Origin of the sequence: Staphylococcus sp. GDX8P80P (assembly GCF_017893095.1) — a bacterium.
In the GTDB taxonomy this organism is placed as follows: Bacteria; Bacillota; Bacilli; order Staphylococcales; family Staphylococcaceae; genus Staphylococcus; species Staphylococcus borealis.
In genome coordinates, this window is the sequence record NZ_JAESMI010000025.1 from 1 (window position 1) to 26,485 (window position 26,485).

At 35.1% G+C, this 26,485-nt stretch carries 21 protein-coding genes and 1 other annotated feature; of the genes, 10 read left to right on the forward strand and 11 right to left on the reverse strand.

Annotated elements, in window-relative coordinates; genetic code table 11:
• Positions 1-355: 355 nt before the first annotated feature.
• Entirely contained in the window at positions 356-4,021 is a 3,666-nt protein-coding gene (locus KA858_RS03390; protein WP_210125596.1) for a Spy0128 family protein, read from the forward strand.
• Positions 4,022-4,080: 59 nt separating this feature from the next.
• Here KA858_RS03390 and KA858_RS03395 read toward each other — a convergent pair whose 3' ends face one another.
• The 10 genes from KA858_RS03395 to rpmH all read right to left on the reverse strand — a co-directional run bounded on the left by KA858_RS03395 (position 4,081) and on the right by rpmH (position 12,087).
• Positions 4,081-4,653, reverse strand: coding sequence for a helix-turn-helix transcriptional regulator (locus KA858_RS03395; RefSeq protein ID WP_210125598.1), 573 nt, complete (start codon positions 4,651-4,653; stop codon positions 4,081-4,083).
• A gap of 256 nt (positions 4,654-4,909) precedes the next feature.
• On the reverse strand, positions 4,910-5,449 hold the full coding sequence (locus tag KA858_RS03400) for a TetR/AcrR family transcriptional regulator (RefSeq protein WP_210125600.1): 540 nt from the start codon (positions 5,447-5,449) through the stop codon (positions 4,910-4,912).
• Positions 5,412-5,810: a DUF3147 family protein gene (locus KA858_RS03405; protein ID WP_210125602.1), complete on the reverse strand. Its 399-nt coding sequence runs from the start codon at positions 5,808-5,810 to the stop codon at positions 5,412-5,414. Before KA858_RS03405 ends, KA858_RS03400 begins: the two co-directional genes overlap by 38 nt.
• Before the next feature lie 18 nt (positions 5,811-5,828).
• Positions 5,829-6,191 (reverse strand): DUF3147 family protein, encoded by a 363-nt coding sequence (locus KA858_RS03410; RefSeq protein ID WP_210125604.1) that lies wholly within the window; start codon positions 6,189-6,191, stop codon positions 5,829-5,831.
• 158 nt (positions 6,192-6,349) lie between these two features.
• Positions 6,350-7,189, reverse strand: coding sequence for a nucleoid occlusion protein (noc, locus tag KA858_RS03415; RefSeq protein ID WP_053030319.1), 840 nt, complete (start codon positions 7,187-7,189; stop codon positions 6,350-6,352).
• Positions 7,190-7,234: 45 nt separating this feature from the next.
• Positions 7,235-7,957, reverse strand: a complete 723-nt coding sequence (rsmG, locus tag KA858_RS03420) for a 16S rRNA (guanine(527)-N(7))-methyltransferase RsmG (RefSeq protein ID WP_210125606.1) — start codon at positions 7,955-7,957, stop codon at positions 7,235-7,237.
• Positions 7,957-9,834, reverse strand: coding sequence for a tRNA uridine-5-carboxymethylaminomethyl(34) synthesis enzyme MnmG (mnmG, locus tag KA858_RS03425; RefSeq protein WP_107629418.1), 1,878 nt, complete (start codon positions 9,832-9,834; stop codon positions 7,957-7,959). Before mnmG ends, rsmG begins: the two co-directional genes overlap by 1 nt.
• Positions 9,835-9,950: 116 nt before the next feature.
• Complete coding sequence (mnmE, locus tag KA858_RS03430; RefSeq protein WP_210125608.1) at positions 9,951-11,330, reverse strand: tRNA uridine-5-carboxymethylaminomethyl(34) synthesis GTPase MnmE; 1,380 nt, start codon at positions 11,328-11,330, stop codon at positions 9,951-9,953.
• 156 nt (positions 11,331-11,486) lie between these two features.
• Positions 11,487-11,837, reverse strand: a complete 351-nt coding sequence (gene rnpA / locus KA858_RS03435; RefSeq protein ID WP_174841452.1) for a ribonuclease P protein component — start codon at positions 11,835-11,837, stop codon at positions 11,487-11,489.
• Between the two features lie 112 nt (positions 11,838-11,949).
• Positions 11,950-12,087 carry a 50S ribosomal protein L34 gene (gene rpmH / locus KA858_RS03440; protein ID WP_000240855.1) on the reverse strand — a complete coding sequence of 46 codons (138 nt, stop codon included), beginning with the start codon at positions 12,085-12,087 and terminating at the stop codon, positions 11,950-11,952.
• Positions 12,088-12,767: 680 nt separating this feature from the next.
• Between rpmH and dnaA the strand changes: the two genes are divergently transcribed.
• The 6 genes from dnaA (at position 12,768) to gyrA (ending at position 22,032) form a co-directional block, all read left to right on the forward strand.
• Positions 12,768-14,126 carry a chromosomal replication initiator protein DnaA gene (gene dnaA / locus KA858_RS03445; RefSeq protein ID WP_204194127.1) on the forward strand — a complete coding sequence of 453 codons (1,359 nt, stop codon included), beginning with the start codon at positions 12,768-12,770 and terminating at the stop codon, positions 14,124-14,126.
• A 300-nt stretch (positions 14,127-14,426) separates the two neighbouring features.
• Positions 14,427-15,560 carry a DNA polymerase III subunit beta gene (gene dnaN / locus KA858_RS03450; RefSeq protein ID WP_210125609.1) on the forward strand — a complete coding sequence of 378 codons (1,134 nt, stop codon included), beginning with the start codon at positions 14,427-14,429 and terminating at the stop codon, positions 15,558-15,560.
• Between the two features lie 377 nt (positions 15,561-15,937).
• A complete protein-coding gene (gene yaaA, locus KA858_RS03455) occupies positions 15,938-16,180 on the forward strand; it encodes a S4 domain-containing protein YaaA (RefSeq protein ID WP_174841934.1) in 243 nt (80 codons plus the stop codon).
• Positions 16,177-17,292, forward strand: coding sequence for a DNA replication/repair protein RecF (recF, locus tag KA858_RS03460; RefSeq protein WP_053030327.1), 1,116 nt, complete (start codon positions 16,177-16,179; stop codon positions 17,290-17,292). The genes yaaA and recF overlap by 4 nt, the downstream gene beginning before the upstream one ends.
• 9 nt (positions 17,293-17,301) lie before the next feature.
• Positions 17,302-19,236, forward strand: coding sequence for a DNA topoisomerase (ATP-hydrolyzing) subunit B (gyrB, locus tag KA858_RS03465; protein WP_053030328.1), 1,935 nt, complete (start codon positions 17,302-17,304; stop codon positions 19,234-19,236).
• Positions 19,237-19,332: 96 nt separating this feature from the next.
• On the forward strand, positions 19,333-22,032 hold the full coding sequence (gene gyrA / locus KA858_RS03470) for a DNA gyrase subunit A (protein ID WP_210135018.1): 2,700 nt from the start codon (positions 19,333-19,335) through the stop codon (positions 22,030-22,032).
• 97 nt (positions 22,033-22,129) lie between these two features.
• On the opposite strand, the gene KA858_RS03475 is transcribed toward gyrA, so the two are convergent.
• On the reverse strand, positions 22,130-22,942 hold the full coding sequence (locus tag KA858_RS03475) for an NAD(P)H-hydrate dehydratase (RefSeq protein ID WP_053030330.1): 813 nt from the start codon (positions 22,940-22,942) through the stop codon (positions 22,130-22,132).
• Between the two features lie 366 nt (positions 22,943-23,308).
• Positions 23,309-23,506: a binding site (T-box leader), on the forward strand.
• An 86-nt stretch (positions 23,507-23,592) separates the two neighbouring features.
• On the opposite strand from KA858_RS03475, the gene serS reads away from it, so the two are divergent.
• From serS to KA858_RS03490, 3 genes are all read left to right on the forward strand, one after another.
• Positions 23,593-24,879: a serine--tRNA ligase gene (gene serS / locus KA858_RS03480; RefSeq protein ID WP_193839826.1), complete on the forward strand. Its 1,287-nt coding sequence runs from the start codon at positions 23,593-23,595 to the stop codon at positions 24,877-24,879.
• A 511-nt stretch (positions 24,880-25,390) separates the two neighbouring features.
• Positions 25,391-26,086, forward strand: coding sequence for an AzlC family ABC transporter permease (locus tag KA858_RS03485; RefSeq protein WP_193839827.1), 696 nt, complete (start codon positions 25,391-25,393; stop codon positions 26,084-26,086).
• The gene (locus KA858_RS03490) at positions 26,083-26,412 is read left to right on the forward strand and encodes an AzlD domain-containing protein (RefSeq protein WP_053030333.1); all 330 of its coding nucleotides are present in this window, start codon (positions 26,083-26,085) and stop codon (positions 26,410-26,412) included. Before KA858_RS03485 ends, KA858_RS03490 begins: the two co-directional genes overlap by 4 nt.
• Positions 26,413-26,485: the final 73 nt, after the last annotated feature.

Genomic DNA, 26,485 nt, shown 5'->3' on the forward strand with positions numbered 1-26,485 from the left:
GCTATTTTGCAAATTCGCAGTAGCTGACTGAACTGAAAATGCGCTTAAATCAAGCTTTTTTCAGTTCTAGTCATCCTTGCGGGCGGGGGCCCCAGCAAAGAGAATTTCATCAAGAAATTCTACAAGCAAAGCAAGTTGGGGTTGGGGCCCCAAGAGAATTTCATCAAGAAATTCTACAAGCAAAGCAAGCTGGGGTGACGACGAATTTAAAAAGAGTTCTGTCCCACTCCCTACTCCCTTTTGCTATGTATTTTAATAATTATAACCTTTTTGTTTTAATATTGTTTTTTATTTTATATATTTTATAATTAAATTAACAGATATATTTAATTCATCTAAGAAAGGACATCAAGAAATGCAATTTAAAACTAAGTATCGTTTCTCTATTCGAAAGTTTTCAATAGGAACAGGCTCCGTTTTATTAGGTGCCTTTTTATTTGTAGGCTTTCAGGATGTAGCTCATGCGAGTGAATTACATAATAGTACGTTACAAACGGATACGACTTCCAATCCTCAATCTTTTGAAAGCAAAGTCAATCATTCAACAGATGAAGTCGTACGTAATACAGCTTCACCATCTCATTCTGATCCCCTGAACAATCCTGAAAATACAACAAAAACAGAAACTCAATCACAAACAACTAGTAAGACAACGAATTCAATTAAAGAAAAAGCGATTGCGCAAGCAATTACCGCTTCACCTCAATCTGAAAAGAATGAAACACATCATCGTTCACGTCGTTCTGCAACGTCACCAATTGCTTCAGAAGGCGTTTTAGAGGATACAACGACAACTGCAACACCTAATATGGATGATGCTAATGGCGCATCGGTTAAAAATAGAGATGTTGTGATTCCACAACCTAAAGATTCAAATACAGTGCCGACGCCAAGCGTTGTATTTGAAAAAAGTCCTGTTCCCAATCAATATACATTTGCGATAACAGATCTTAAAAATTTTAATGCTGCTTATCATACAAAATATTATTACCGTTTATCAAAACCCTATGACGCCTCAAATGACGTAACCATTGAATTAGTAGACGGTGATACCAATGCCGTAGTAGAAACAAAACATATTAATTCACCTGGCACTGTAACGATTGGTGAAACTACTTTAGAAAGAGATGTAGCTGCACATGAGCCTCAAAAAGCGAAATATGGTCACATCAATTTCACTTTCTTAAATACTTTAGACTCATTCAAAAATACTGTCTCAACAATAAGAGCACGATTTGCAATTGATGAGAATGGTAGCTTAGAAGATCAACGTAGCGGTATACAAATTTACGACGTGTTTAACAAAGCAAATGAAGGTACAACAATTACTGACCCACAATATTATATTCCACAAATTGTACCTGAAACGACCTATTATCGAGTCGTTAATAAAAATAACCCTACTTATCAAGCAAATAAGACCGATATAAATGCTCAAACATATCAACCAGATTTCACTGAAAAAGAGTTAGCACACTATACGATTAAAGGCATGGATGGACAAATCTATACCGCTTCAAATGCACGCGAATTTGAAGGTTATAAACTATATCAAATTGCTGAGCCTGATCATATGTCTGGCCCAATGACTCGCCCATATCAAGTTGGGTTAAGATATGTGGATGCTGAAACAAATAATGGTGGCATTAAACGTATAAAAGAAATTATTGGAGAAGATGGTACAACACGTATCGAAATTTGGACATTATCAGTGGATCACATGTCTGAATCAGCGAAAAATACAGGTATCGATACAACAAATTATGTAAAAGTATATGAAGCAACACTGAAACCTGGCGAAAAAAATAAAAATGATTTAGGTAAACAAATTTTTATACCCGGATATGACATCCCATTCCTTGTTCAACCAGCAAGTGCAGGTGAAGGTGCTGTAGGTAACCTTTTCGCACCTAATCAATCTGTAAACGGTGTACAAGTAGGACGTGGCAGTAATTTCCGTTTACAAAACTTGTTAGCTAAAGCACATCCAGTCATTTATTACTACACAAAAATCGAACCAGTTGAAGTTACGTTGAAAGCAAATAAAGTCGTTAAAGGCGACCACACGCTAGCTGAAGGCGAATTCACTTTCAACATAGTAGCCGGACCTAATTCACCAGCGATTCCAGAGGCTTCGCAATCAAAAGCAAATGCAGCAGATGGTTCAGTCACATTTGATAAGATTTCATTTACAAAACCAGGTACTTACACTTATACAATTACTGAAAACAAAGCAAATCTAAATTCAAATTTTGATGCAGAACCATTAACGATTACAGCAACTGTTACAGTAACTGAAGAAAATGGCATCTTAAATGCAAGTGTGAATTATGCATATGATGCCGATTCTGATCATAATCAAGCATTCACGAATTATTATGTAGCACCTAAGCAATTAGACTTTGATGTTCATTTTACGAAAGCTTTAGTTGGTCGACCTTTAAATAATGCAGAGTTTCAATTTACTATGAAAAATGCAGACGGAGAAGTCATCGCGACTGGCACAAACAATGAAACAGGACAAATTAATTTCAATTTTATTGAAGGAAAACGTCCAACTTATACGAATGCCGATGCGGGTAAAACCTTCACATATACTGTTGAAGAAGTTCCTAGCAACTTACCGAATATAAAGAGTGATGCTATGAAAGCAATTGTAACTGTGAATGTCACTAAAGAGTTACACGTAATTACGGCAACGTCACTCGCGCCAGCAGATACTGAATTTAACAATACATTCGTTCCACCAACACCGCCGACACCTGTATTCCAACCTGAAAAATTTGATTTATCAGTGGAGAAATATGACCTTACAGGACATAAATTACTAGACGATGATAGTGAATTAGCGAATAAATATGCAGATACGAATGTGAATCCTTATGCGGATCAAACAGCTAATAATGAACCCGAAAACATCAATACTAAAACGCTTAATCATGGGGATAAAATTGTATATCAAGTTTGGTTAGATACAACGCACTTAACAGCAGAGAATAAAATTAATAAATTAGGCATTACCGATGACTATGATGAAACAAGCGTAGCTGTTCAAAGCATTCATGCTTATGACGGTATTACTGGACAAGACGTTACAAACTTATTTGATATCACAGATGAGAATGGTGTTATCACAGCTACATCGAAAGACATTTTAGTCAAAGACCATGTGCTAGATAATGCGCAAATGCCATTTGGACGTTACTACAAATTAGATATTGTCGGTGTTATTAAAGACAGTGCTAAAGCTAACAAAGACATTACTAACGTAGCAAATCAATCTGTTCAATTCTTTAACCCAACCAAAGGTGGTAATGACGTTCCACCTCCTAAACCATCAGAGAAACGCGTTAATAAAGTCAAACCAGTACCAGTAAACTTTGAATTCAAAGTGACTAAGAAACTGGAAGGTGGTCAACTTAAAGGTGGCGATTACACATTCATCTTAACTGATATAAACAACCCTGATCATGCAGTACAATTAGCAACAAATGATGCGAATGGTAAAGTGAATTTCTTACCAATTAAATTCAATAAAGTGGGCACTTACCTTTACCAAATCTCTGAAAAAGTGGGAACAGACACAAATATTGCTTATGATACTATGTCTATCAAAGCAACAGTGGTCGTTACTGAAAATCCAGAAACTGGTGATTTACAAGCAACTGTCACTTATATCAGTTCAGGCGGTAAATCAGCCGGACTACATGATACTGAATTTAACAATACTGTTATACCACCAGTACCACCAAAGCCGAGCAAACCGCCTTACGTACCGCCACATCATCCACCTAAAACACCGGGTAAACCTCCAGTTAACCCGCCAGGTAATCCACCTGAAAAACCAGGTGTACCACCGACACATCATGTGCCACCAACACCTGAACAACCAAATCAACCGAAACATCTGCCTAAAACTGGTAGCGAAGATGATAATAGTAATAAATCATTAATAGCTACAATGTTTGCTAGTCTAGGTAGTGTATTATTATTAGGTAGAAGAAAAATACGCAATAAATAATCAATTCTAATTACTAGAGACCTATGAAGCATTTCCGCTTCTTAGGTCTCTCTAATTTATTATGGTAAAAATTTAAATGATACATATATACTCAACCAACATATGATTACAAATGCGCCTACTACAAAGATAAATGATAAGATACTCGTAATGAAATTGCGTGTTTTAGTAGTCTTAACTTCATTAGGATCTTGACCATTCATAAATGCTACGATTCGATCGTAATTATCCATGCCATTTTTGTATTTAATTTTATCGACTTGCGTACTACTATATAAACCTACAGAAAAAATGACATAGGTAATCGCTACGCCCCACCAACTCAAATAAAATAAAAGTGGTCCTATTAAAACACATGCTAATATCATCCAAATCAGCATCATCCACGTCCAAAAGTCCATGTCTTTTTTAATAGTTTCATGTTCCATACGTTTCACGTCTCCTTTGACAAGATCATCTAATGAAACATTAAATAAATTACACATCATTAATAAATTATGGATATCTGGATAACTTCTTTCATTTTCCCAATTAGAAATCGTTTGTCTTGAAACATATAATTTTTCAGCTAGGTACTCTTGGGAATAATTTTCTTTTTCTCTATATTTTCGAATTTGTTGACCGATTTCCATCACCCATAACTCCTAAACCATTTAGATTAATCTTGCCTAGAATAGAAGCAAGATCGAAATGCATAATCGTATCTCACTTCAACTCCATAGAAACGTTTCTGTATATAAAAAACTACCAAATTTCTTTGACAATCACATCTTTTTCATTGTCAAAATCCTTTTACATGCTGTAATATCAACATTTTTAAGACTACGGGATGTCTAAGAAAGGAACTGCGCTATTTATTAAAACGCAGTTCCTCTTTGCTATAAGCCATTATTGATTAAACGATTTTAAAATAACATCAAGCATCTTTTTAATATAGACTTCATCTAAAGTTTCAGGTTTAATTAAAATATTGAAATAAATAGGTGAGAAAATTAAATCAATAAATAAATCTTGGTCCTCTTCTTTGATATGTTGTGCGATAATCGATTTTAATACTTTTCGGTTACTTTTAAAATAACTTTTCATAAACAACTCACGTGCATCATTTTGTTGATTACTAATTAATATTTCAATAACCGCACGCCCTAAATTCGTTTTATAAATTTCCATTATTTTAATTAAGAATTCATACAACCCCGTGTGTAGATCTTTATTTTCATTTTCAAAAATTTGAGCTCTACTCACGAACATATCTACAATAATTGAAGATTTATCTTTCCAACGTCGATATATTGTAGCTTTAGACACACCTGTGTTTTCAGATATTTGATCGATGGTGATGTCTCTAAAATGTGTCGTAGCCAACATTCGATCTAATTCATTAAAAATTTTATGATTGATTGTCGGATCTTTCGGTCTTCCAGCCATGTTTTCCCCTTCTTAAATGCGAAATAAATTCAACCGCTTCAAAAATAATTACTGCACTTACAAACCATGCAATAAATCCAATAACAATACTAAGTAGCCATTGATTAGTATAATATAGCATTCCCCAAGTTGCTAATATACTAATAAGGACGCCCGTCATGCCAAAAACTGCACCTCTACTTACGTGTTTAGCAATAACATCGCCATGTTGCATACCTGTTATAAATAAAGATACTAAGAACACTGCCGGTAATGTGGCAAAGACGCCTCCTAATTCTTTCCATGGTAAGATGACTGAGATAATATAACTCAGCGTCACTGCTAATCCACCTACTAGAAATTTAATTATTGCCAATTTCATTGAAAATGCCTCCAAATATTATGAAATATGTCTTACTGCAAAAATAGCAAGCGAAATGACAACCCAACATACAAATGCAAATGCGGTGCCTTTTTTATAATCTCGTTTACTAATATAGATCGATGTTAAGAAAACAGTAATGATACATGAAATAATGCCTATTACCGCACCAGCACTAAGATGAATGGACATTTGAACAAGTTGATCGCCATGATGGTCTATTGCTAATGCAATAATAGCAGCAAGGTAGACTGCCGGCATTGTTGCAATGATACCACCCATTTTACCGCCTACTTTTTCAGCCATAATCGAGGCAATGGCTACAGCAAGACCTCCAATCATAAAATGGAGTATCGCACTAGAAATTGATATTCCAAACACTTACAAAACCTTCTTCATGAATTATTAAACGATACGTTTCGTTTAATAATATTGTAAAACTATTTCAGTATAATGTAAATGGCGTACGAAATAAAACTAATTTTCAAATTTTTATAAAAAAATCTCCTTTCAGACACTGCCTAAAAGGAGATTTTTCACTATCTTTTATAAATTTTTATCTTAATTTCATAATAATCATCATGATCTTTATCACGTTGTTCTACACGTATACCAGATTGTTCAATTGCTTGAACGCTCTTTCCAACTTCATCACGTGCTTGTGTTAAATCTTTGGAGAATTGGAAAGATTGGGCTTTAACCTTTTCAGGTCCAATTTTTTGTTTAACACGTGCTTCTGTTTGTTTAACGTTTAACTTTTGATTGATGACTTGTTCAATGAGTTGTTCTTGATCTTCTTCTTTAAGAGATAAGACTGCTCGAGCATGACGCTCTGTAATCTTACCTTCTCTTAAACGACTGATGACTTTAGGTGCTAACTTCAGTAAACGCAACTTGTTCGCAATAAAACTCTGACTTTTGCCTAAACTTTTAGCTAATTCACTTTGCGTAGTTCCACCAATTTCAAGCAACTTTTTATATGCTTCCGCTTCTTCTACTGCAGATAAATTTTCACGCTGAATATTCTCAATTAAAGCAACGACAGCAGTTTCTTCATCATTCATATGACGAATAATGACATCGGCTTGTGCTTTATGCAAGGATTGTAACGCTCTGAAACGGCGTTCACCTGCGATGATTTCATACATATTTTCTTCAATTGGTCGCACGACAATCGGTTGCAATAGCCCATGTTCATCAATGGATTCCGCAAGTTCTGTAATTTTACTTGAGTCAAACACCTGTCTTGGTTGATAACGGTTAGGTACAATACGCTCAATTTGAATGGATTCGACGCTAGAATTGCGATCTTCTTCAATGTATCCAACGATGTCATCTTTATTTTTCAATCCAAATAATTTTGAAAAAGGTTTTTTCATTATCCATTCACTCCTCTTAAAATTAATTTTAACATGTAAGTGCTATTAATTTTCTAGTAAAGGAGATTTATTAGGCGTACCAGGTTTTCTAGGATATTTTTTAGATGTTTGACGACGTTTATCAATTATAATCATTTGTCGTTCTCCAGCATCTTCAGGTAAATCAAAAGTGTAAGAATCACTAAAGACGCCACCTAATATACTAATCCCAAATTGCGCTTCTTCTAATTCTTCTTCTCCTTTAGAAGACTTCAATGCGATGAAATGGCCACCTTTTTTAACTAAAGGTAAACATAATTCACTTAGCACTGTAAGTCTGGCTACTGCACGTGCGGTTACAACATCATATGTTTCTCTATTGACGCCTTTGCCGAATGTTTCAGCTCGATCATGCACAAAGCTAACTTGTGTTAAGCCAAGTTCGGCAGCTAAATGATTTAAAAATTGGATACGTTTATTTAGTGAATCTACAATCGTCACTTTCAACTCAGGGTATACAATTTTCAACGGAATACTTGGGAAACCAGCACCCGCGCCAACATCACAAATGGCTAAGGGCTGATTAAAATCATAATAAAAGCTTGGTGTAATAGAATCATAGAAATGTTTCAAATAAACTTCATGTTCATCTGTAATACTAGTGAGATTCATTTTCTCATTCCACTCAACAAGTAGATGATAATATGTCTGAAATTGTTCTTTTTGTTTATCTGACAACTCAATTCCATGTTCACTTAATTCTTTAGCTAGCCATTCTACGCCACTCATTAATTTTTCACCCTTTGCAATTTACCTTGTTCTAAATAAACAAGTAAGATTGAAATGTCTGCTGGGTTAACACCAGAGATTCGTGATGCCTGAGCAATATTCAATGGTTTAACTTCAGCTAATTTTTCACGTGCTTCAGTCGCTAAACTATCAACTTTACTATAATCTAAGTCTTCAGGAATTTTTTTCGCTTCCATACGTTTAACTTTCTCAACTTGTTGTAATGATTTATTGATATAACCTTCATATTTCGTTTGAATTTCAACTTGCTCTTCAACCGCTTCAGGTAATTGATGCGTTTCTTCTAAGATTTCTAAAATCGTATCATACGTCATCTCTGGACGTCGTAATAAATCAATCGCCAATATACCATCTTTAAGACGTGAACCACCATGTGCTTCAATAACAGATTGCGTATGTTCATTTGGTTTAATACGAATATTAGTTAAACGTTCAACTTCATCTTGAATTTGTTGGCGCTTTTCATTAAAACGTGCATAGCGTTCTTCAGAAATCATACCTAATTCATAACCCATATCTGTTAATCGTAAATCGGCATTATCATGACGTAATAGCAATCTATATTCAGCACGAGAAGTTAATAAACGATACGGTTCATTTGTACCTTTCGTAACTAAATCGTCAATTAACACACCGATGTATGCATCTGAACGGCTTAAGATTTTTTCGCCTGTTCCTAACACTTTACCCGCTGCGTTGATTCCCGCCATAATACCTTGTCCAGCCGCTTCTTCATATCCTGATGTACCATTAATTTGACCGGCTGTATATAAATTTTTAATCATTTTAGTTTCTAATGTTGGCCATAATTGCGTTGGTACAATGGCATCATATTCAATCGCATAACCGGCACGCATCATGTCGGCCTTTTCAAGACCAGGAATTGTTTCTAACATTTGACGTTGCACATGTTCTGGCAAGCTCGTTGAAAGTCCTTGGACGTATACTTCATTCGTATGACGACCTTCAGGCTCTAAGAAAAGTTGGTGTCTAGGTTTATCGTTGAAACGGACAAATTTATCTTCAATTGATGGACAATAACGTGGGCCTGTCCCTTTAATCATACCTGAATACATGGCTGATAAGTGTAAGTTATCATCGATGACTTTATGTGTACGATCATTTGTATACGTCAACCAACATGGTAATTGATCAAGTATATATTCTGTAGTTTCAAAGCTAAATGCACGACCTACCTCATCACCTGGTTGAATTTCTGTCTTAGAATAATCGATTGTTTTCGCATTTACACGTGGTGGTGTACCCGTTTTAAAACGTACAACTTCAAAGCCTAATTCTCTTAAATTATCAGCTAACGTAATAGATGGAAGTTGGTGGTTTGGACCACTTGAATATTTCATATTTCCTAAAATAATTTCACCACGTAAAAACGTACCTGTTGTAATAACAACCGCTTGCGCACGATATTCAGTGCCAATATTAGTACGCACACCTTTAACTTCATCATCTTCAATGATTAATTCGTCTACCATACCTTGCATGATATCTAAATTATCTTCATCTTCAATCACACGTTTCATTTCTTGTTGGTACAATACTTTATCGGCTTGCGCACGTAATGCACGCACAGCTGGGCCTTTACCAGTATTTAACATACGCATTTGGATATGCGTTTTATCAATTGCTTTGGCCATTTGGCCACCTAATGCGTCAATTTCACGAACGACAATACCTTTAGCTGGACCACCTACTGAGGGATTACATGGCATAAATGCAATGTTGTCTAAATTAATTGTTAACATTAGTGTTTTGGCACCACGTCTTGCAGATGCTAAACCTGCTTCAATTCCTGCATGCCCAGCACCAATGACAATTACATCATATTCTTGAACCACCTGATTGACCTCCTTTAAATTTCCTTTTTCTATATTTTATTACTAAGACTTCCTACCGTCTTAATTTGTTTAATGTTTATTATTTCGTTCCCGAATGGCTATCATTTGCAATTTCATTATTTTCCTAAACAGAACTGACTAAATAATTGGTCAATTAACTCATCACTTGCGGATTCACCAATAATCTCACCTAATAGTTCCCATGTACGCGTTAAATCAATTTGAACCATGTCCATAGGAATACCAGATTCCGCTGCCTCAATCGCATCTTGAATTGCATTTCTAGCTTGTTTCAATAGAGAAATGTGTCTTGAATTAGATACATATGTCATATCTTGGTTTTGAACATCGCCACCAAAGAATAAATCACGTATTTGTAATTCTAGTTGATCGATGCCTTCTTGTTTAAGCATAGAGGTTTGAATAAGTGGCGTATCACCAATCATTTCTTTGACTTCATTAATATCTAAATGTTGTTCTAAATCTGTTTTATTTACAATGACAATGGCATCTTCATTTTTGATAACTTCATATAAAGTACGATCCTCTTGTGTTAAAGATTCGTTATTATTTAAGACAAATAAGATTAAATCTGCTTCGCTTAAGGCTTTTCGTGAACGTTCGACACCAATCTTTTCAACGATATCTTCAGTGTCACGAATGCCTGCAGTATCTACCAATCTTAAAGGTACACCTCTGACATTAACGTATTCCTCTAAGACGTCACGCGTCGTACCTGCAACTTCAGTTACAATCGCTTTATTATCTTGAATAAGATTATTTAACATTGATGATTTCCCTACATTTGGTTTACCAACAATTACTGTTGAAAGACCTTCTCTCATAATCTTACCTTGTGTGCCAGTTTCTAATAGAAGGTTAATTTCATTTTTTATTTTTTTAGATTGTTCTAATAAGAACTCTGTTGTAGCATCTTCAACATCGTCATATTCAGGATAATCAATGTTCACTTCTACTTGCGCGAGAATTTCTAAAATGGATTGTCGTTGTCGTTTAATTAAGTCGCTGAGACGCCCTTCAATTTGATTCATAGCAACTTTAGAAGCACGATCTGTTTTAGAACGAATAAAGTCCATAACAGCTTCAGCTTGAGATAAATCAATTCGTCCGTTTAAGAATGCACGCTTAGTATATTCACCCGGCTCTGCCATTCTAGCGCCATACGTCATTGTTAGTTCTAATATACGATTAATGGTTAAAATACCACCGTGACAATTAATTTCAATAATATCCTCACGGGTAAATGTTCTTGGTGCTCTCAACACAGATATCATAACTTCTTCAACAACTTCATTTGTTTCTGGATCGACGATATGACCATAGTTAATCGTATGGGAATCTACATCTTCTAACTTTTTCTTTCCTTTATATAGTTTATCTCCAATTTCAACGGCTTGCGGTCCAGATAAACGGACAATACCAATTGCACCTTCACCCATTGGCGTTGAAATACTAGTAATTGTATCGAAATCCATGATTATCCTCGCCTCCTTATTCAAGTAAAATTTCATTATAACATTGTAATTTGTTTCTATTAAAATTGCTAACAAGTTGATTGATTATTATGAAGGGAAGACTCCTGTTTGTCTGACGTCAGACTGACCGTAGTCTTAACATCTCCCCTACCCTGCTTATTTAATCCTTTTATTAAACACTTTCGCAATTTTAAGTACATGTTCTAAGCTACCTTGAATTTCAAGTGTAGACATGTCTTTAGCTGGTTGCCTAGCGATAACGATAATGTCACGTGCGATGATATCTTCTTTATGAACTTTAAAATTTTCTCTAATCGCACGTTTAATTCTGTTTCGAGTCACTGCATTACCTAACTTTTTAGATACGCTAATTCCTAATCGGAAATGATCTTTATTACTATTATAGGTATAAACAACAAACTGTCTATTTGCTACCGATTTGCCTCTTTTATAAATGGTTTGGAAATCAGTATTCTTTTTTATACGGTAAGCTTTCTCCACGTTCACATCACTCGCTTATATTATTCTTTGCCATTCTAGTTTATGTTCGTTCTGATATAGCGTGTCCCAATTTATACCTATTGAAACGAAAAAAAAGACCACTGAGAAGTCAGTGATCTTATGCTGATAAAACTTTACGGCCTTTACGACGACGACGTGCTAAAACTTTACGGCCATTTTTAGTGCTCATACGTTTTCTGAAACCATGAACTTTACTATGTTTACGTTTATTTGGTTGATAAGTACGTTTTACCATGCAAAACACCTCCATCTACATATTTATCCAGCTCACTCGCTCTTGTAGTGATCCTGATTATTTTAATAGATAAATTATACTTTCTGATATCAGAATTCTTGTTTTAATTCAATTTTATCTAGTCATAATTCAAGCAACTACTACAATATAACAAATTACTATTTATAAAGCAAGCAGCATTTGCAGTAAGATACTAATTTTTTAGTAAACTTTGTCACAAAATCATTTTTAATATTTATACATTTTACGCCAAGTCTACAATGCTTTCATTATTCATTTTAAATACATCTTTATAAATTATTTCCCAAGCTGTTATAATACATAGTGCTTTCATTTCAAAAATTATCCAATTATACACAGATGACCATTCAATAATTGTGGATAATATAACCATTATTAACAGATTTATACCTAATTTAACAACATATTCACACCTATTTGACATCTCTCTTGGTTAAAAAGTATAATTGTGTGGATAAGTCGTCTAATTCATTATTTTAACAGGATTTATTTATTGATTTTATATACGTTTTTAGTGTGAATAAATCATAGCATATATAAAGTTATCCACCGAATGTTATTAACTTGTGGATAATTATTAACATGCTGTGATTATTTTTATCCACTTGTCTAAATGTCTGTGTATAAGTCTTAAATTTAAAGAAGATGGAGTTTATTATATGTCAGAACAAGAAATTTGGAAAAAAGTATTAGACGTTGCTGAATCAGAAATATCTAAATCGACATTTAATACTTTTTTGAAAGATACGGAGCTTAAAGAAATTCGTGATAACGTTGCGATCATTTTCGTAATACATGAATTTTATGCAGAATGGTTAAATTCTAACTATAAAGAAGTTATTCAAACAATTATGAAAGATGTTATTGGTTATGAAGTTGAACCCAAATTTTTCACTGCTGAACAATTAGCAGAACTTGATGAAGAGAGTCGTAAAGCTAAATCACCAAGCAGCGAACCTCAGCGTCACATCATTGAGGATGTTCATGAAGGTACAGATCAATTTAATACACACAATACATTTGATACGTTCGTTATTGGACCTGGTAACAGATTTCCACATGCAGCAAGTCTTGCGGTTGCTGAAGCACCAGCCCAAGCATACAATCCTCTATTTATTTATGGTGGTGTTGGTCTTGGTAAAACGCACCTTATGCATGCGATTGGTCATCATGTTCTCAGTAATCAACCAAATGCTAAAGTGCTATACACTTCAAGTGAAAAATTCACAAATGACTTCATTAAATCAATTCGTAACAATGAACCAGAAGCTTTTAGAGAGAAATATAGAAACATTGACGTGTTACTGATTGACGATATTCAATTCATTCAAAATAAAGAACAAACGCAAGAAGAGTTCTTCCACACATTTAATGAATTACATCAAAATAAGAAACAAATTGTCATTTCAAGTGACCGCCCACCTAAAGAAATCGCTAAATTAGAAGACCGTTTACGTTCTCGATTTGAATGGGGCTTAATCGTTGATATTACGCCTCCTGATTATGAAACACGTATGGCAATTCTTCAGAAAAAAATCGAAGAAGAAAATTTAGAAATTCCAGCTGAAGCATTAAATTATATTGCTAATCAAATTCAATCAAACATTCGTGAATTAGAAGGTGCACTCACGCGTTTACTTGCCTATTCGAAGCTTCAAGGCAGACCGATTACGACTGAATTAGCAGCAGAAGCACTTAAAGATATTATTCAAGTTCCTAAATCTAAAAAAATTACAATTCAAGATATTCAGAAAGTCGTTGGGCATTACTATAACGTTCGTATTGAAGATTTTAGTGCGAAAAAACGTACCAAATCAATTGCGTATCCTCGTCAAATCGCTATGTATCTATCAAGGGAGCTTACTGATTTCTCATTACCTAAGATTGGTGAAGAATTCGGTGGTCGCGATCATACAACGGTTATTCATGCACACGAGAAAATCGCAAAGGATATCAAAGCAGATCCAATTTTTAAACAAGAAGTAGAAGATTTAGAAAAAGAAATTCGCAATCAATAATATAAACATTCGAAACTGTTATACAACAGATTACGACGTTTAAAAGTGGGAAATAATGTAAATGGTCTGTTACCTTGAATGAAGTGCCAATAAGTCTGACAAGTGAACAAGATGATTTTGTTAGTAATTGTGGATAATGTTAAAAAGTAATACACAGCATCAACAGTTTATCCACATGTGTATAACTTTGGCACACAAGGATTTTCTTAACATATCCACTAATCCACAAGCCCTACTACTATTACTATGAATTTAAAACCTATATAATTATATATAAACGACTGGAAGGAGTTTAAATTAATGATGGAATTCACAATTAGAAGAGATTATTTTATTAATCAATTAAATGACACATTAAAAGCCATCTCACCAAGAACAACATTACCGATTTTAACAGGTATCAAAATCGATGCTAAAGACAACGAGGTCATTCTTACTGGTTCAGATTCTGAGATATCTATTGAAATTACAATCCCTAAACAAGTTGATGGTGAGGATATTGTCACTATTTCTGAAACAGGTTCAGTAGTGCTTCCTGGTCGTTTCTTCGTAGATATTATTAAAAAATTACCAGGTAAAGACGTAAAATTATCAACAAACGAACAATTCCAAACACTGATTACATCTGGACATTCAGAATTTAACTTAAGTGGCTTGGATCCTGATCAATATCCATTATTACCTCAAGTATCACGTGATGACGCCATTCAATTATCAGTAAAAGTCTTAAAAAATATCATTGCGCAAACAAATTTCGCAGTGTCCACCTCAGAAACACGCCCAGTACTTACTGGTGTGAACTGGCTTATACAAGATAATGAATTAATATGCACTGCGACTGATTCACACCGCTTAGCTGTAAGAAAATTGAAGTTGGAAGATGAGTCAAAAAACAAAAATGTCATCATTCCAGGTAAAGCTTTATCAGAATTGAATAAAATTATGAGTGATAGTGATGAAGAAATCGATATTTTCTTCGCTTCAAACCAAGTATTATTTAAAGTTGGTAATGTAAACTTTATTTCTCGTTTATTAGAAGGTCATTATCCAGATACGACACGTCTATTCCCAGAGAATTATGAAATTAAATTAGGTTTAGACAACGGTGAATTCTATCACGCAATTGATCGTGCTTCATTATTAGCACGAGAAGGTGGTAACAATGTTATTAAGTTGAGCACAGGTAATGACGTTGTAGAATTATCATCAACATCACCTGAAATCGGTACTGTAAAAGAAGAAGTGACAGCAACTGATGTAGAAGGTGGCAACTTGAAGATTTCATTCAACTCTCGTTATATGATGGATGCGCTGAAGGCAATCGATAATGATGAAGTTGAAGTAGAATTCTTTGGTACGATGAAACCATTCATTCTTAAACCAAAAGCAGATGACTCTGTTACGCAATTAATTTTACCAATTAGAACATATTAGTTTTAAAAGCTATTAATTTGGAGTTACGACGAATTCAAAAGAAATTCTGTCGTAACTCCTTTTTTTAATTTAATTTAAGCTCATTCAGCCTTCAATGTAGACACAAAAGTTATTAACTAGTGGATAACTCTAAATAATATATCATCAAGCTAAAATGGCCCTTAAAATTAAAAATAGGGCTATATGAGTAATGAAATCATTTTTAACGCCTTTTGTTATTCAAAAAAAGCCGCTTCAATTTGAAAAATATAGGCAATTTTCCTTCAAAATTTAAATATGTATAAAGATATTGTGAAGTAAACGGTTTCACATTCCATTTTAAATGAAATTTAAACCTAAAAAAGGTATAATATATTAATGACACATAAAGAAACGGAGTGATTATTTTGGTTCAAGAAGTAGTGGTTGAAGGCGATATTACGTTAGGCCAGTTTCTTAAAACTGAAGGCATTATAGAATCAGGTGGCCAAGCTAAATGGTTCTTACAAGATTATGAAGTTTTAATTAATGGTGAACGCGAAACACGTCGTGGTAAAAAACTAGCCAACCAAGATCGAATTGATTTCCCTGATATCCCTGAAATTGATTCTGTAATCATTATTCATCAAGGTGAACAATGAAACTTAAAACACTCCAATTAGAGAATTATCGTAACTATGAAGAAGTTACGCTTGAATGTCATCCTGATGTGAATATTCTGATCGGAGAAAATGCACAAGGGAAGACGAATTTACTTGAATCAATTTACACATTAGCTTTAGCTAAAAGTCATCGCACATCGAATGACAAGGAGCTTATACGGTTTAACTCAGAGTATGCTAAAATAGAGGGTGTACTAAATTATAGACATGGAACGATGCCATTAACGATGTTTATAACTAAAAAAGGTAAACAAGTAAAAGTGAACCACTTAGAACAAAGTCGACTAACGCAGTATGTTGGACATCTTAACGTGGTTCTTTTTGCGCCAGAAGACTTAAATATTGTTAAAGGTGCACCACAGATACGAAGACGGTTCATTGATATGGAATTAGGTCAAATCTCTGCAGTTTATCTAAATGACTTGGCTCAATACCAACGTATTCTTAAACAGAAGAATAACTACTTAAAGCAGTTGCAACTTGGTCATAAACAAGACACTACGATGTTAGAAGTCTTAAACCAACAATTTGCGCAATATGCATTGAATGTAACGTTGAGACGAGCACATTTCATCAAAGAATTAGAATCATTGGCTAAACCGATTCATGCTGGTATCACTAATGACAGAGAAACGTTATCGTTGACTTATTTACCAAGTATAAAACTCAGTGATATGGATAAAGATGCGCAAGCGTTATTAGACGAAGTGATTACACTGTTAAATGACAATATTAAGCGTGAAATGGAACGTGGCGTTTGTTTATTTGGCCCGCATAGAGATGATTTAGGCTTTAATGTAAATGATATGGATGCGCAAACATACGGGTCTCAAGGACAACAACGTACGACCGCATTATCCATTAAACTAGCAGAAATAGAGTTGATGAACATTGAAGTTGGAGAATATCCAATCTTACTACTAGATGATGTGTTAAGCGAATTAGATGATTCTCGACAAACACATTTACTAAGCACGATTCAACATAAAGTACAAACCTTTGTAACGACAACATCCGTAGACGGCATAGATCATGAGATTATGAACAATGCTAAGCTTTATCGAATCAATCAAGGTGAAATTATAAAGTAATAGAAAGTGATGGTGAATACATTGTCAGATGTAAACAACACAGATAACTATGGTGCTGGACAGATACAGGTATTAGAAGGGTTAGAAGCCGTTCGTAAAAGACCTGGTATGTATATAGGTTCAACTTCAGAGAGAGGTTTGCACCACTTAGTATGGGAAATCGTGGATAACAGTATCGACGAGGCACTTGCTGGTTATGCAGATCAAATTGAAGTGATTATTGAAAAAGACAATTGGATTAAAGTAACTGACAATGGTCGAGGTATTCCTGTTGATATTCAAGAAAAAATGGGTCGTCCAGCAGTTGAAGTTATCTTAACTGTACTACATGCTGGTGGTAAATTCGGCGGTGGCGGTTATAAAGTATCTGGCGGTCTACATGGTGTAGGTTCTTCAGTTGTTAACGCATTGTCTGAAGACTTAGAGGTATACGTTCATCGTAACGATACAATCTATCATCAAGCATATAAAAAAGGTGTACCACAATTTGATCTTAAAGAAGTAGGTAGCACTGATAAAACAGGTACAGTGATTCGCTTTAAAGCAGATGGCGAAATATTCACTGAAACAACCGTTTATGACTATGAAACACTTCAAAAACGTATTAGAGAGCTGGCATTTTTAAACAAAGGTATTTCAATCACTTTAAGAGATGAACGTGAAGATGAAGAACAACGTGAAGATACATATCATTATGAAGGCGGTATTAAATCTTACGTTGAATTACTAAATGAAAATAAAGAGCCAATTCATGAAGAGCCGATTTATATTCACCAAACTAAAGATGATGTAGAAATTGAAATCGCTATGCAGTATAACAGTGGTTATGCAACGAACTTATTATCTTATGCGAACAATATTCACACGTATGAAGGTGGTACGCATGAAGATGGCTTTAAACGTGCATTAACACGTATATTAAATAGTTACGGCACACAAAGTAAGATCATTAAAGATGACAAAGAAAGATTGTCTGGTGAAGATACACGTGAAGGTTTAACAGCTGTCGTATCAATTAAACATGGTGATCCTCAATTCGAAGGACAAACAAAGACGAAATTAGGTAACTCTGAAGTACGTCAAATTGTTGATAGATTGTTTGCTGAACATTTTGAACGTTTCTTATACGAACATCCAAATGTTGCTCGTATTGTTGTGGAAAAAGGAATCATGGCATCACGTGCACGTGTTGCAGCTAAAAAAGCGCGTGAAGTAACACGCCGTAAATCAGCTTTAGAAATTTCAAGCTTACCAGGTAAACTTGCCGATTGTTCAAGTAAGAAACCTGAAGAAAGTGAAATCTTCCTAGTAGAGGGTGACTCTGCCGGGGGGTCTACAAAAGAAGGTCGTGACTCTAAAACACAAGCAATCTTGCCATTAAGAGGTAAAATCTTAAACGTTGAAAAAGCACGTCTAGACCGTATTCTAAATAACAATGAAATACGTCAAATGATTACAGCCTTTGGTACTGGTATTGGTGGCGAGTTCGATATCACTAAAGCACGTTATCATAAAATTGTAATTATGACAGATGCTGATGTCGATGGTGCACATATTAGAACGCTACTACTAACGTTCTTCTATCGTTTCATGAGACCATTAATTGAAGCGGGATATGTATATATCGCACAACCACCATTGTACAAATTGGCACAAGGTAAACAAAAATATTATGTATTTAACGATCGTGAACTTGATAAATTAAAATCAGAATTAAGTCCTACGCCTAAATGGCAAATTTCACGTTATAAAGGTTTAGGAGAAATGAATGCGGATCAATTATGGGAAACGACAATGAATCCTGAAAACCGTATGATGTTACAAGTTAAATTAGATGATGCGATTGAAGCGGACCAAACGTTTGAAATGTTAATGGGTGATGTCGTTGAAAATCGTAGACAATTTATCGAAGACAATGCAGTATATGCAAACCTAGATTTCTAAATTAGCGTGAACGAATGAACATGTTGAAGACTGTATAGCGAATGGCTTGCAGTCTTGCTATTTTAAGTGAATTGATTATAGAAGGAGGATATCTTGATGGCTGACTTACCTCAATCAAGAATAAATGAACGAAATATAACCAGCGAGATGCGCGAATCATTTTTAGACTATGCAATGAGCGTTATCGTTTCACGTGCGTTACCTGATGTACGTGATGGTTTAAAACCTGTACACCGTCGTATCTTATATGGCTTAAATGAACAAGGTATGACCCCTGATAAACCATATAAAAAATCAGCACGTATCGTTGGGGATGTAATGGGTAAATATCACCCTCACGGAGACTCATCAATTTATGATGCCATGGTTAGAATGGCACAAACATTCAGCTATCGCTATCCACTTGTTGATGGTCAAGGTAACTTCGGTTCAATGGACGGCGATGGTGCCGCTGCCATGCGTTATACTGAAGCGAAGATGACTAAAATTACGTTAGAACTATTACGTGATATTAATAAAGATACGATTGATTTCCTAGATAACTATGATGGTACTGAAAGAGAGCCGGAAGTCTTACCTTCTCGTTTCCCTAACTTATTAGTGAACGGTGCATCAGGTATTGCTGTAGGTATGGCAACAAATATTCCTCCTCACAATTTAACTGAAGTCATCAACGGTGTTTTACATTTAAGTAAGAATCCAGATGTTACGATTGCAGAACTTATGGAAGATATTCAAGGCCCTGATTTTCCAACAGCTGGTTTAATCCTAGGCAAGAGTGGTATCCGACGCGCATATGAAACAGGACGTGGCTCCATTCAAATGCGTGCACGTGCAGAAATTGAAGAACGTGGTGGCGGTCGCCAACGTATCGTAGTGACTCAAATCCCATATCAAGTTAATAAAGCACGTATGATTGAAAAGATAGCAGAACTTGTTCGTGACAAGAAAATCGAAGGTATTACAGATTTACGTGATGAAACAAGTTTACGTACAGGTGTTAGAGTAGTTATTGATGTACGTAAAGATGCAAACGCCAATGTTATTTTGAACAATCTCTACAAACAAACACCATTACAAACGTCATTCGGTGTGAATATGATTGCACTGGTTAATGGACGTCCAAAATTAATCAATTTAAAACAAGCTTTAGTTGAATACTTAGAGCATCAAAAGACTGTCGTACGCCGTCGTACAGAATATAATTTGAAAAAAGCGAAAGACCGTGCACATATCTTAGAAGGTTTACGCATTGCGTTAGATCATATCGACGAGATTATTACGACAATTCGTGAATCAGAAACAGATAAAGTCGCAATGGAAACATTACAATCGCGTTTTAAATTGTCTGAACGCCAAGCACAAGCAATTCTTGATATGCGTTTAAGACGTTTAACAGGTTTAGAACGAGATAAAATTGAAAATGAATATAACGAATTGCTCGGCTATATTTCTGAATTAGAAGCAATCTTAGCCGATGACGAAGTGTTACTTCAATTAGTTCGAGATGAATTAACAGACATTAAAGAACGTTTCGGTGACGAACGTCGTACGGAAATTCAATTAGGTGGTTTAGATGATCTCGAAGATGAAGATCTTATTCCAGAAGAACAAATTGTTATTACATTAAGTCATAATAACTATATTAAACGATTACCTGTTTCTACGTATCGTTCACAACATCGTGGAGGACGTGGTGTTCAAGGTATGAATACATTGGAAGAAGACTTCGTCAGCCAACTTGTTACGTTAAGTACGCATGACCATGTTTTATTCTTCACGAATAAAGGTCGTGTATACAAACTTAAAGGTTATGAAGTGCCAGAATTATCTCGACAATCTAAAGGTATTCCAGTCATCAATGCGATTGAATTGGATAATGATGAGACAATCAGTACTATGATTGCGGTTAGAGATCTCGAAGATGAAGATAGTTACTTAGTATTTGCAACTAAAAACGGTATTGTGAAACGTTCTGCGTTAAGTAATTTCTCACATATCAATAAGAATGGTAAAATTGCGATTGGTTTCAAAGAAGATGACGAATTAATTGCAGTCCGTCTTACAGATGGTCACCAAGACATCTTAATTGGTACATCTCACGCTTCATTAATCAGATTTGCAGAAACAAGTTTACGTCCATTAGGTCGAACTGCTGCAGGTGTAAGAGGTATCTCATTACGTGAAGATGATGTTGTAGTAGGTCTAGATGTTGCCCATGCTGATAGTGAAGATGAAATTCTTGTTGTCACTGAAAATGGTTATGGTAAACGTACGCCAGTAAGTGAATATCGCTTATCAAACCGTGGCGGTAAAGGTATTAAGACTGCGAAAATTACAGAACGTAATGGTAACATCGTTTGTATCACAACAGTTACTGGTGAAGAAGATTTAATGATTGTTACCAATAGTGGTGTGATTATTCGTTTAGAAGTAGAAGATATTTCTCAAAATGGTCGTGCAACACAAGGTGTACGCTTAATGAAACTAGGTGAAGATCAATTTGTTTCAACGGTTGCTAAAGTCATTGATAAAACAGAAGATGAAGATGCAACTGAGGCAGCACAAGTTGAAGATGGTGAAACAAATGCAGAAAGTACAGAAAGCCCTAGCGAAGAAGTAGTAGATGATGATACACCAGGTAATGCACTCCATACGGAAGCGGATGAAGATACGGAAACAGTAACTGAGGATAATGCAACAGATGAACGTATTGAAGTTAGACAAGATTTTATGGATCGTGTGAATGAAGACATTGATAATGCATCTAACGATGATGAAGACGACGAGAATTAAAGGCTAATCCATAGTGATCAGCGATAATAGAATATATTCATTTAATAAAAATAAGACTTCCCTTTCACTAGGGGAGTCTTATTTTTATTTGATTCAATTAGTTTTCTAACTCTTTCATCACATATGGGATTTCACTAATTAAACGTGAAGGTGGCACAACGTACATGGATTCAGATAATTTCTCTCCAATATAACTGTGTGTATATGTTGCGCTTGTAATTGCATCTCTAAAATCATCAAACTGGCCAACAAAGCTAGTAATCATTCCAGCTAATGTATCGCCCATACCACCAGTTGCCATTGCTGGTGTACCAATTGTCAGTCTATATTCCTTATCTTTGAAGAATATTTCAGTACCGTGTTTCTTCAGTACAACAGCAGCACCTAACTTATCAACAGCTTCTCTATTACGTTCGTAAGTTTGCTCTTCAATAGGGATACCACTTAAACGTTCCCATTCTTTTTGATGTGGTGTAAAGATGACACGGCAAGTTGGAATATCAGGTTTTAATTTACTAAATATTGTAATCGCATCACCATCAACAATTAAATTTTGGTGTGGTTGTATATTTTGTAGTAAAAACGTAATTGCGTTATTACCTTTGAAATCGACACCTAACCCTGGTCCAATTAAAATGCTATCTGTGTTTTCAATCATTTTCGTTAACATTTTAGTGTCGTTAATATCGATTACCATTGCCTCTGGACAACGTGAATGGAGTGCCGCATGGTTTGTAGGATGTGTAGCTACTGTAATTAACCCACTTCCACTATAAACACATGCACGCGCAGCTAACATGATTGCGCCACCTAAATTGGCACTTCCACCTATCAGTAGAATCTTTCCATAGTCACCTTTATGTGTCTCTTCTTTTCTCTTCGGAATATTAACAGTTGTTAATGTTTCCATAAATTAAACCCTCCCTTGAAGACGTTGTGAACGTATAATGTTAGAAAAATGTGTGTACCGCCATTACTGTATATAACTCAAATTTCAAGTGACAATGAAATGCGTAGCGATAGCATCCATGATGACTTAGTTGATTGAGTTCTAAATTGGATTGTTTGTCTATACCTTTTTTAAATACAATAGAAAATATTATACCTGTGAAAGACTTTCGTCAACACTATTATGAAGAATATTTAATTATACGTATCATAAGGTCCCTACATGGCTTTATAGAGGGCGTATACAATAAGATAAATATAATATTATTTAGCATTTACTTGCTAATTATAAAGGAGTTTGCTATATTAAAAATAACTTAATAAGTTATTGTTCGTGGGACAAGTAACATAATCAGTTAATTTCAGAGAGCTTGTGTTGAGTGTGAACAAGTAATTGATGATTATGCGAATCTACCTACAATTGTGAACAACCGGTAAAACCGTTATTTTAAGGAAAGTGCAATTCGATACATCTATTGTGTCAAATTGTTAAATAGGGTGGCAACGCGTAGACCACGTCCCTTGTAAAGGGGATGTGGTCTTTTTTTATTGAACAAGACGCATGTTATCCAAAATAAAAATTTTCAAAAAATTGGGAAGGATGAATGTTACATGTTAGACATTAGACTATTCAGAGAAGAAGCTGACAAAGTTAAGAGCAAAATTGAATTACGTGGAGATGATCCTAAAGTTGTTGACGAGGTATTAGAATTAGATAATGAACGCCGTCAATTAATTGGTAAGACTGAAGAAATGAAAGCACGTCGTAACAAAGTAAGTGAAGAAATCGCTGAAAAGAAACGTAATAAAGAAAATGCAGACGACGTTATTAAAGAAATGCGTGAACTTGGTGACGAAATCAAAGAAAACGACGCTAAACTTAATGAAGTGGATAATAAAGTTAGAGATATCTTAATTCGTATTCCTAACCTAATTGCTGAAGATGTACCACAAGGGGATTCTGATGAAGAAAATGTTGAAGTTAAAAAATGGGGTACACCTCGTGAGTTTGACTTCGAACCTAAAGCACACTGGGACTTAGTTGAAGAATTAAAAATGGCAGACTTTGAACGTGCTGCAAAAATTTCAGGTGCGCGTTTCGTATACTTAACTAAAGATGGTGCATTATTAGAACGTGCATTAATGAACTACATGCTTACAAAACATACAACACAACATGGTTACACTGAAATGATGACACCTCAATTAGTTAACGCAGATACAATGTTTGGTACTGGTCAGTTACCTAAATTTGAAGAAGACTTATTCAAAGTTGAAAAAGAAGGTCTATACACAATCCCAACTGCAGAAGTACCATTAACAAACTTCTACAGAGACGAAATCATTCAACCAGGCGTACTACCTGAAAAATTCACTGCTCAAACTGCTTGTTTCCGTAGTGAAGCTGGATCAGCAGGTAGAGACACAAGAGGTTTAATCCGTTTACACCAATTTGACAAAGTTGAAATGGTACGTATCGAAAAACCAGAAGATTCTTGGGATGCATTAGAAGATATGACACAAAATGCGGAAGCAATTCTTGAAGAATTAGGTTTACCTTACCGTCGTGTTATCTTATGTACTGGCGATATTGGTTTCAGTGCAAGTAAAACATATGACTTAGAAGTTTGGTTACCAAGTTATGACAACTATAAAGAAATCAGTTCTTGCTCAAACTGTACTGATTTCCAAGCGCGTCGTGCTAACATCCGCTTCAAACGTGATGCAGCTTCTAAACCAGAATTAGCACATACATTAAATGGTAGTGGTCTTGCAGTAGGTCGTACATTTGCAGCAATCGTTGAAAACTACCAAAATGCAGATGGCTCAATTACAATTCCTGAAGCATTAGTACCATTCATGGGTGGTAAAACTGAAATCCGTCCAGTTAACGACTAATTCGATTATTAGTTAGCTTATAACGTTAATTTATAGAGTACGGAATAAGCGATAATATACTAAAGCTACAGTACAAATTCGCAGTAGCTGACTGAGCTGAGAAGGTGTTTATATAACACTTTTTCAGCTCTCTTTTTATGGTGTTAAACCAATATGAATGTCATAAACAAAGTGAATAGGTGGCAGGAATGCTGCAATGAAACTACATTGAATTGTGGTCTATGATGTCTTGAATATACAATCAATCATGTTAAAAATTCACTTTTTCTTAATAAAGTGATGAAGTGAAAAGGGTGGATTTAGACTGCTTTCAGAGGTGTGATATACGCTTTGTTGTCAAAAAATAGACATATTAAATACCCCTTTAAATCAGTAGTTCTAAGTAGTCTGTTAGTCTAACATCACACAACCCTATGTCTAACGTTGTTGCCACTCTAGCATCCGTATATTAGACTGAAATTATTAATAAAATACTGTTCTAAACTATTAAGTATAAAGGGAGGTTACAAAGATGACATCACATGTGACGTTTAAGCAAGGCGTTAAAGAATGTATACCTACTTTGTTAGGATACGTTGGGATTGGTTTATCGTTTGGCATTGTAGCTGCTTCACAACATTTTAGTATCATTGAAATACTATTATTATGTTTACTTGTCTATGCTGGCGCAGCACAATTTATTATTTGTGCACTCGTTGCTACAGGCACACCGATTTCTGCTATTGTTCTTACAACATTGATTGTCAATTCACGTTTCTTCCTATTATCAATGACGTTAGCACCCAATTATAAAGACTATGGTATTTGGAATCGTCTAGGTCTGTCTTCAATTTTGACAGATGAAACATTTGGCGTCGCTATCACACCGCATTTAAAAGGGGAGAAGATAAACGATCGATGGTTACATGGCTTAAATTTAACCGCATATGCATTTTGGGCACTAGCCAGTATTGTTGGTGCATTACTTGGTAAATATATCTCTAATCCAGACATGTTGGGTCTCGATTTTGCGATTACAGCAATGTTTATCTTTTTAACCATGGCACAATTTGAGTCAATCACATCATCTAAACTACGCATATACCTTGTACTTATCGTATTTGTTATCGTGATGATGCTCAGCTTAAGTTGGTTTATGCCATCATACGTTGCAATTCTGATTGCATCGATGCTAGCAGCAACATTAGGGGTGGTGATGGATAAATGACAACATCTTGGCATATGTTTATCTTAATCGTGTTATGTGGACTTGTAACGTTAATCATTCGAGTAGTTCCATTCTTAATGATTTCACGTATTCAACTCTCAGAAACGGTAATTAAATGGCTATCATTTATTCCAATAACATTATTTACAGCACTGATATTAGATGGCATTATCGTACAACAGGAAGGTGTAGCAGGATACACCCTTAATATTCCGTTTATTCTTGTGACGATTCCAACGGTATTTATCGCACTTTTCACGCGTAGTCTGACTACAACCATTCTAGTAGGTATTGTGCTGATTGCAGGCCTACGTTTTTTCTTTTAGAAAAGGCAGAACCCAATAGCTAACGATTGAAGTTAGCTATACAATTAGATACAATAAATTCAAATTACAATTT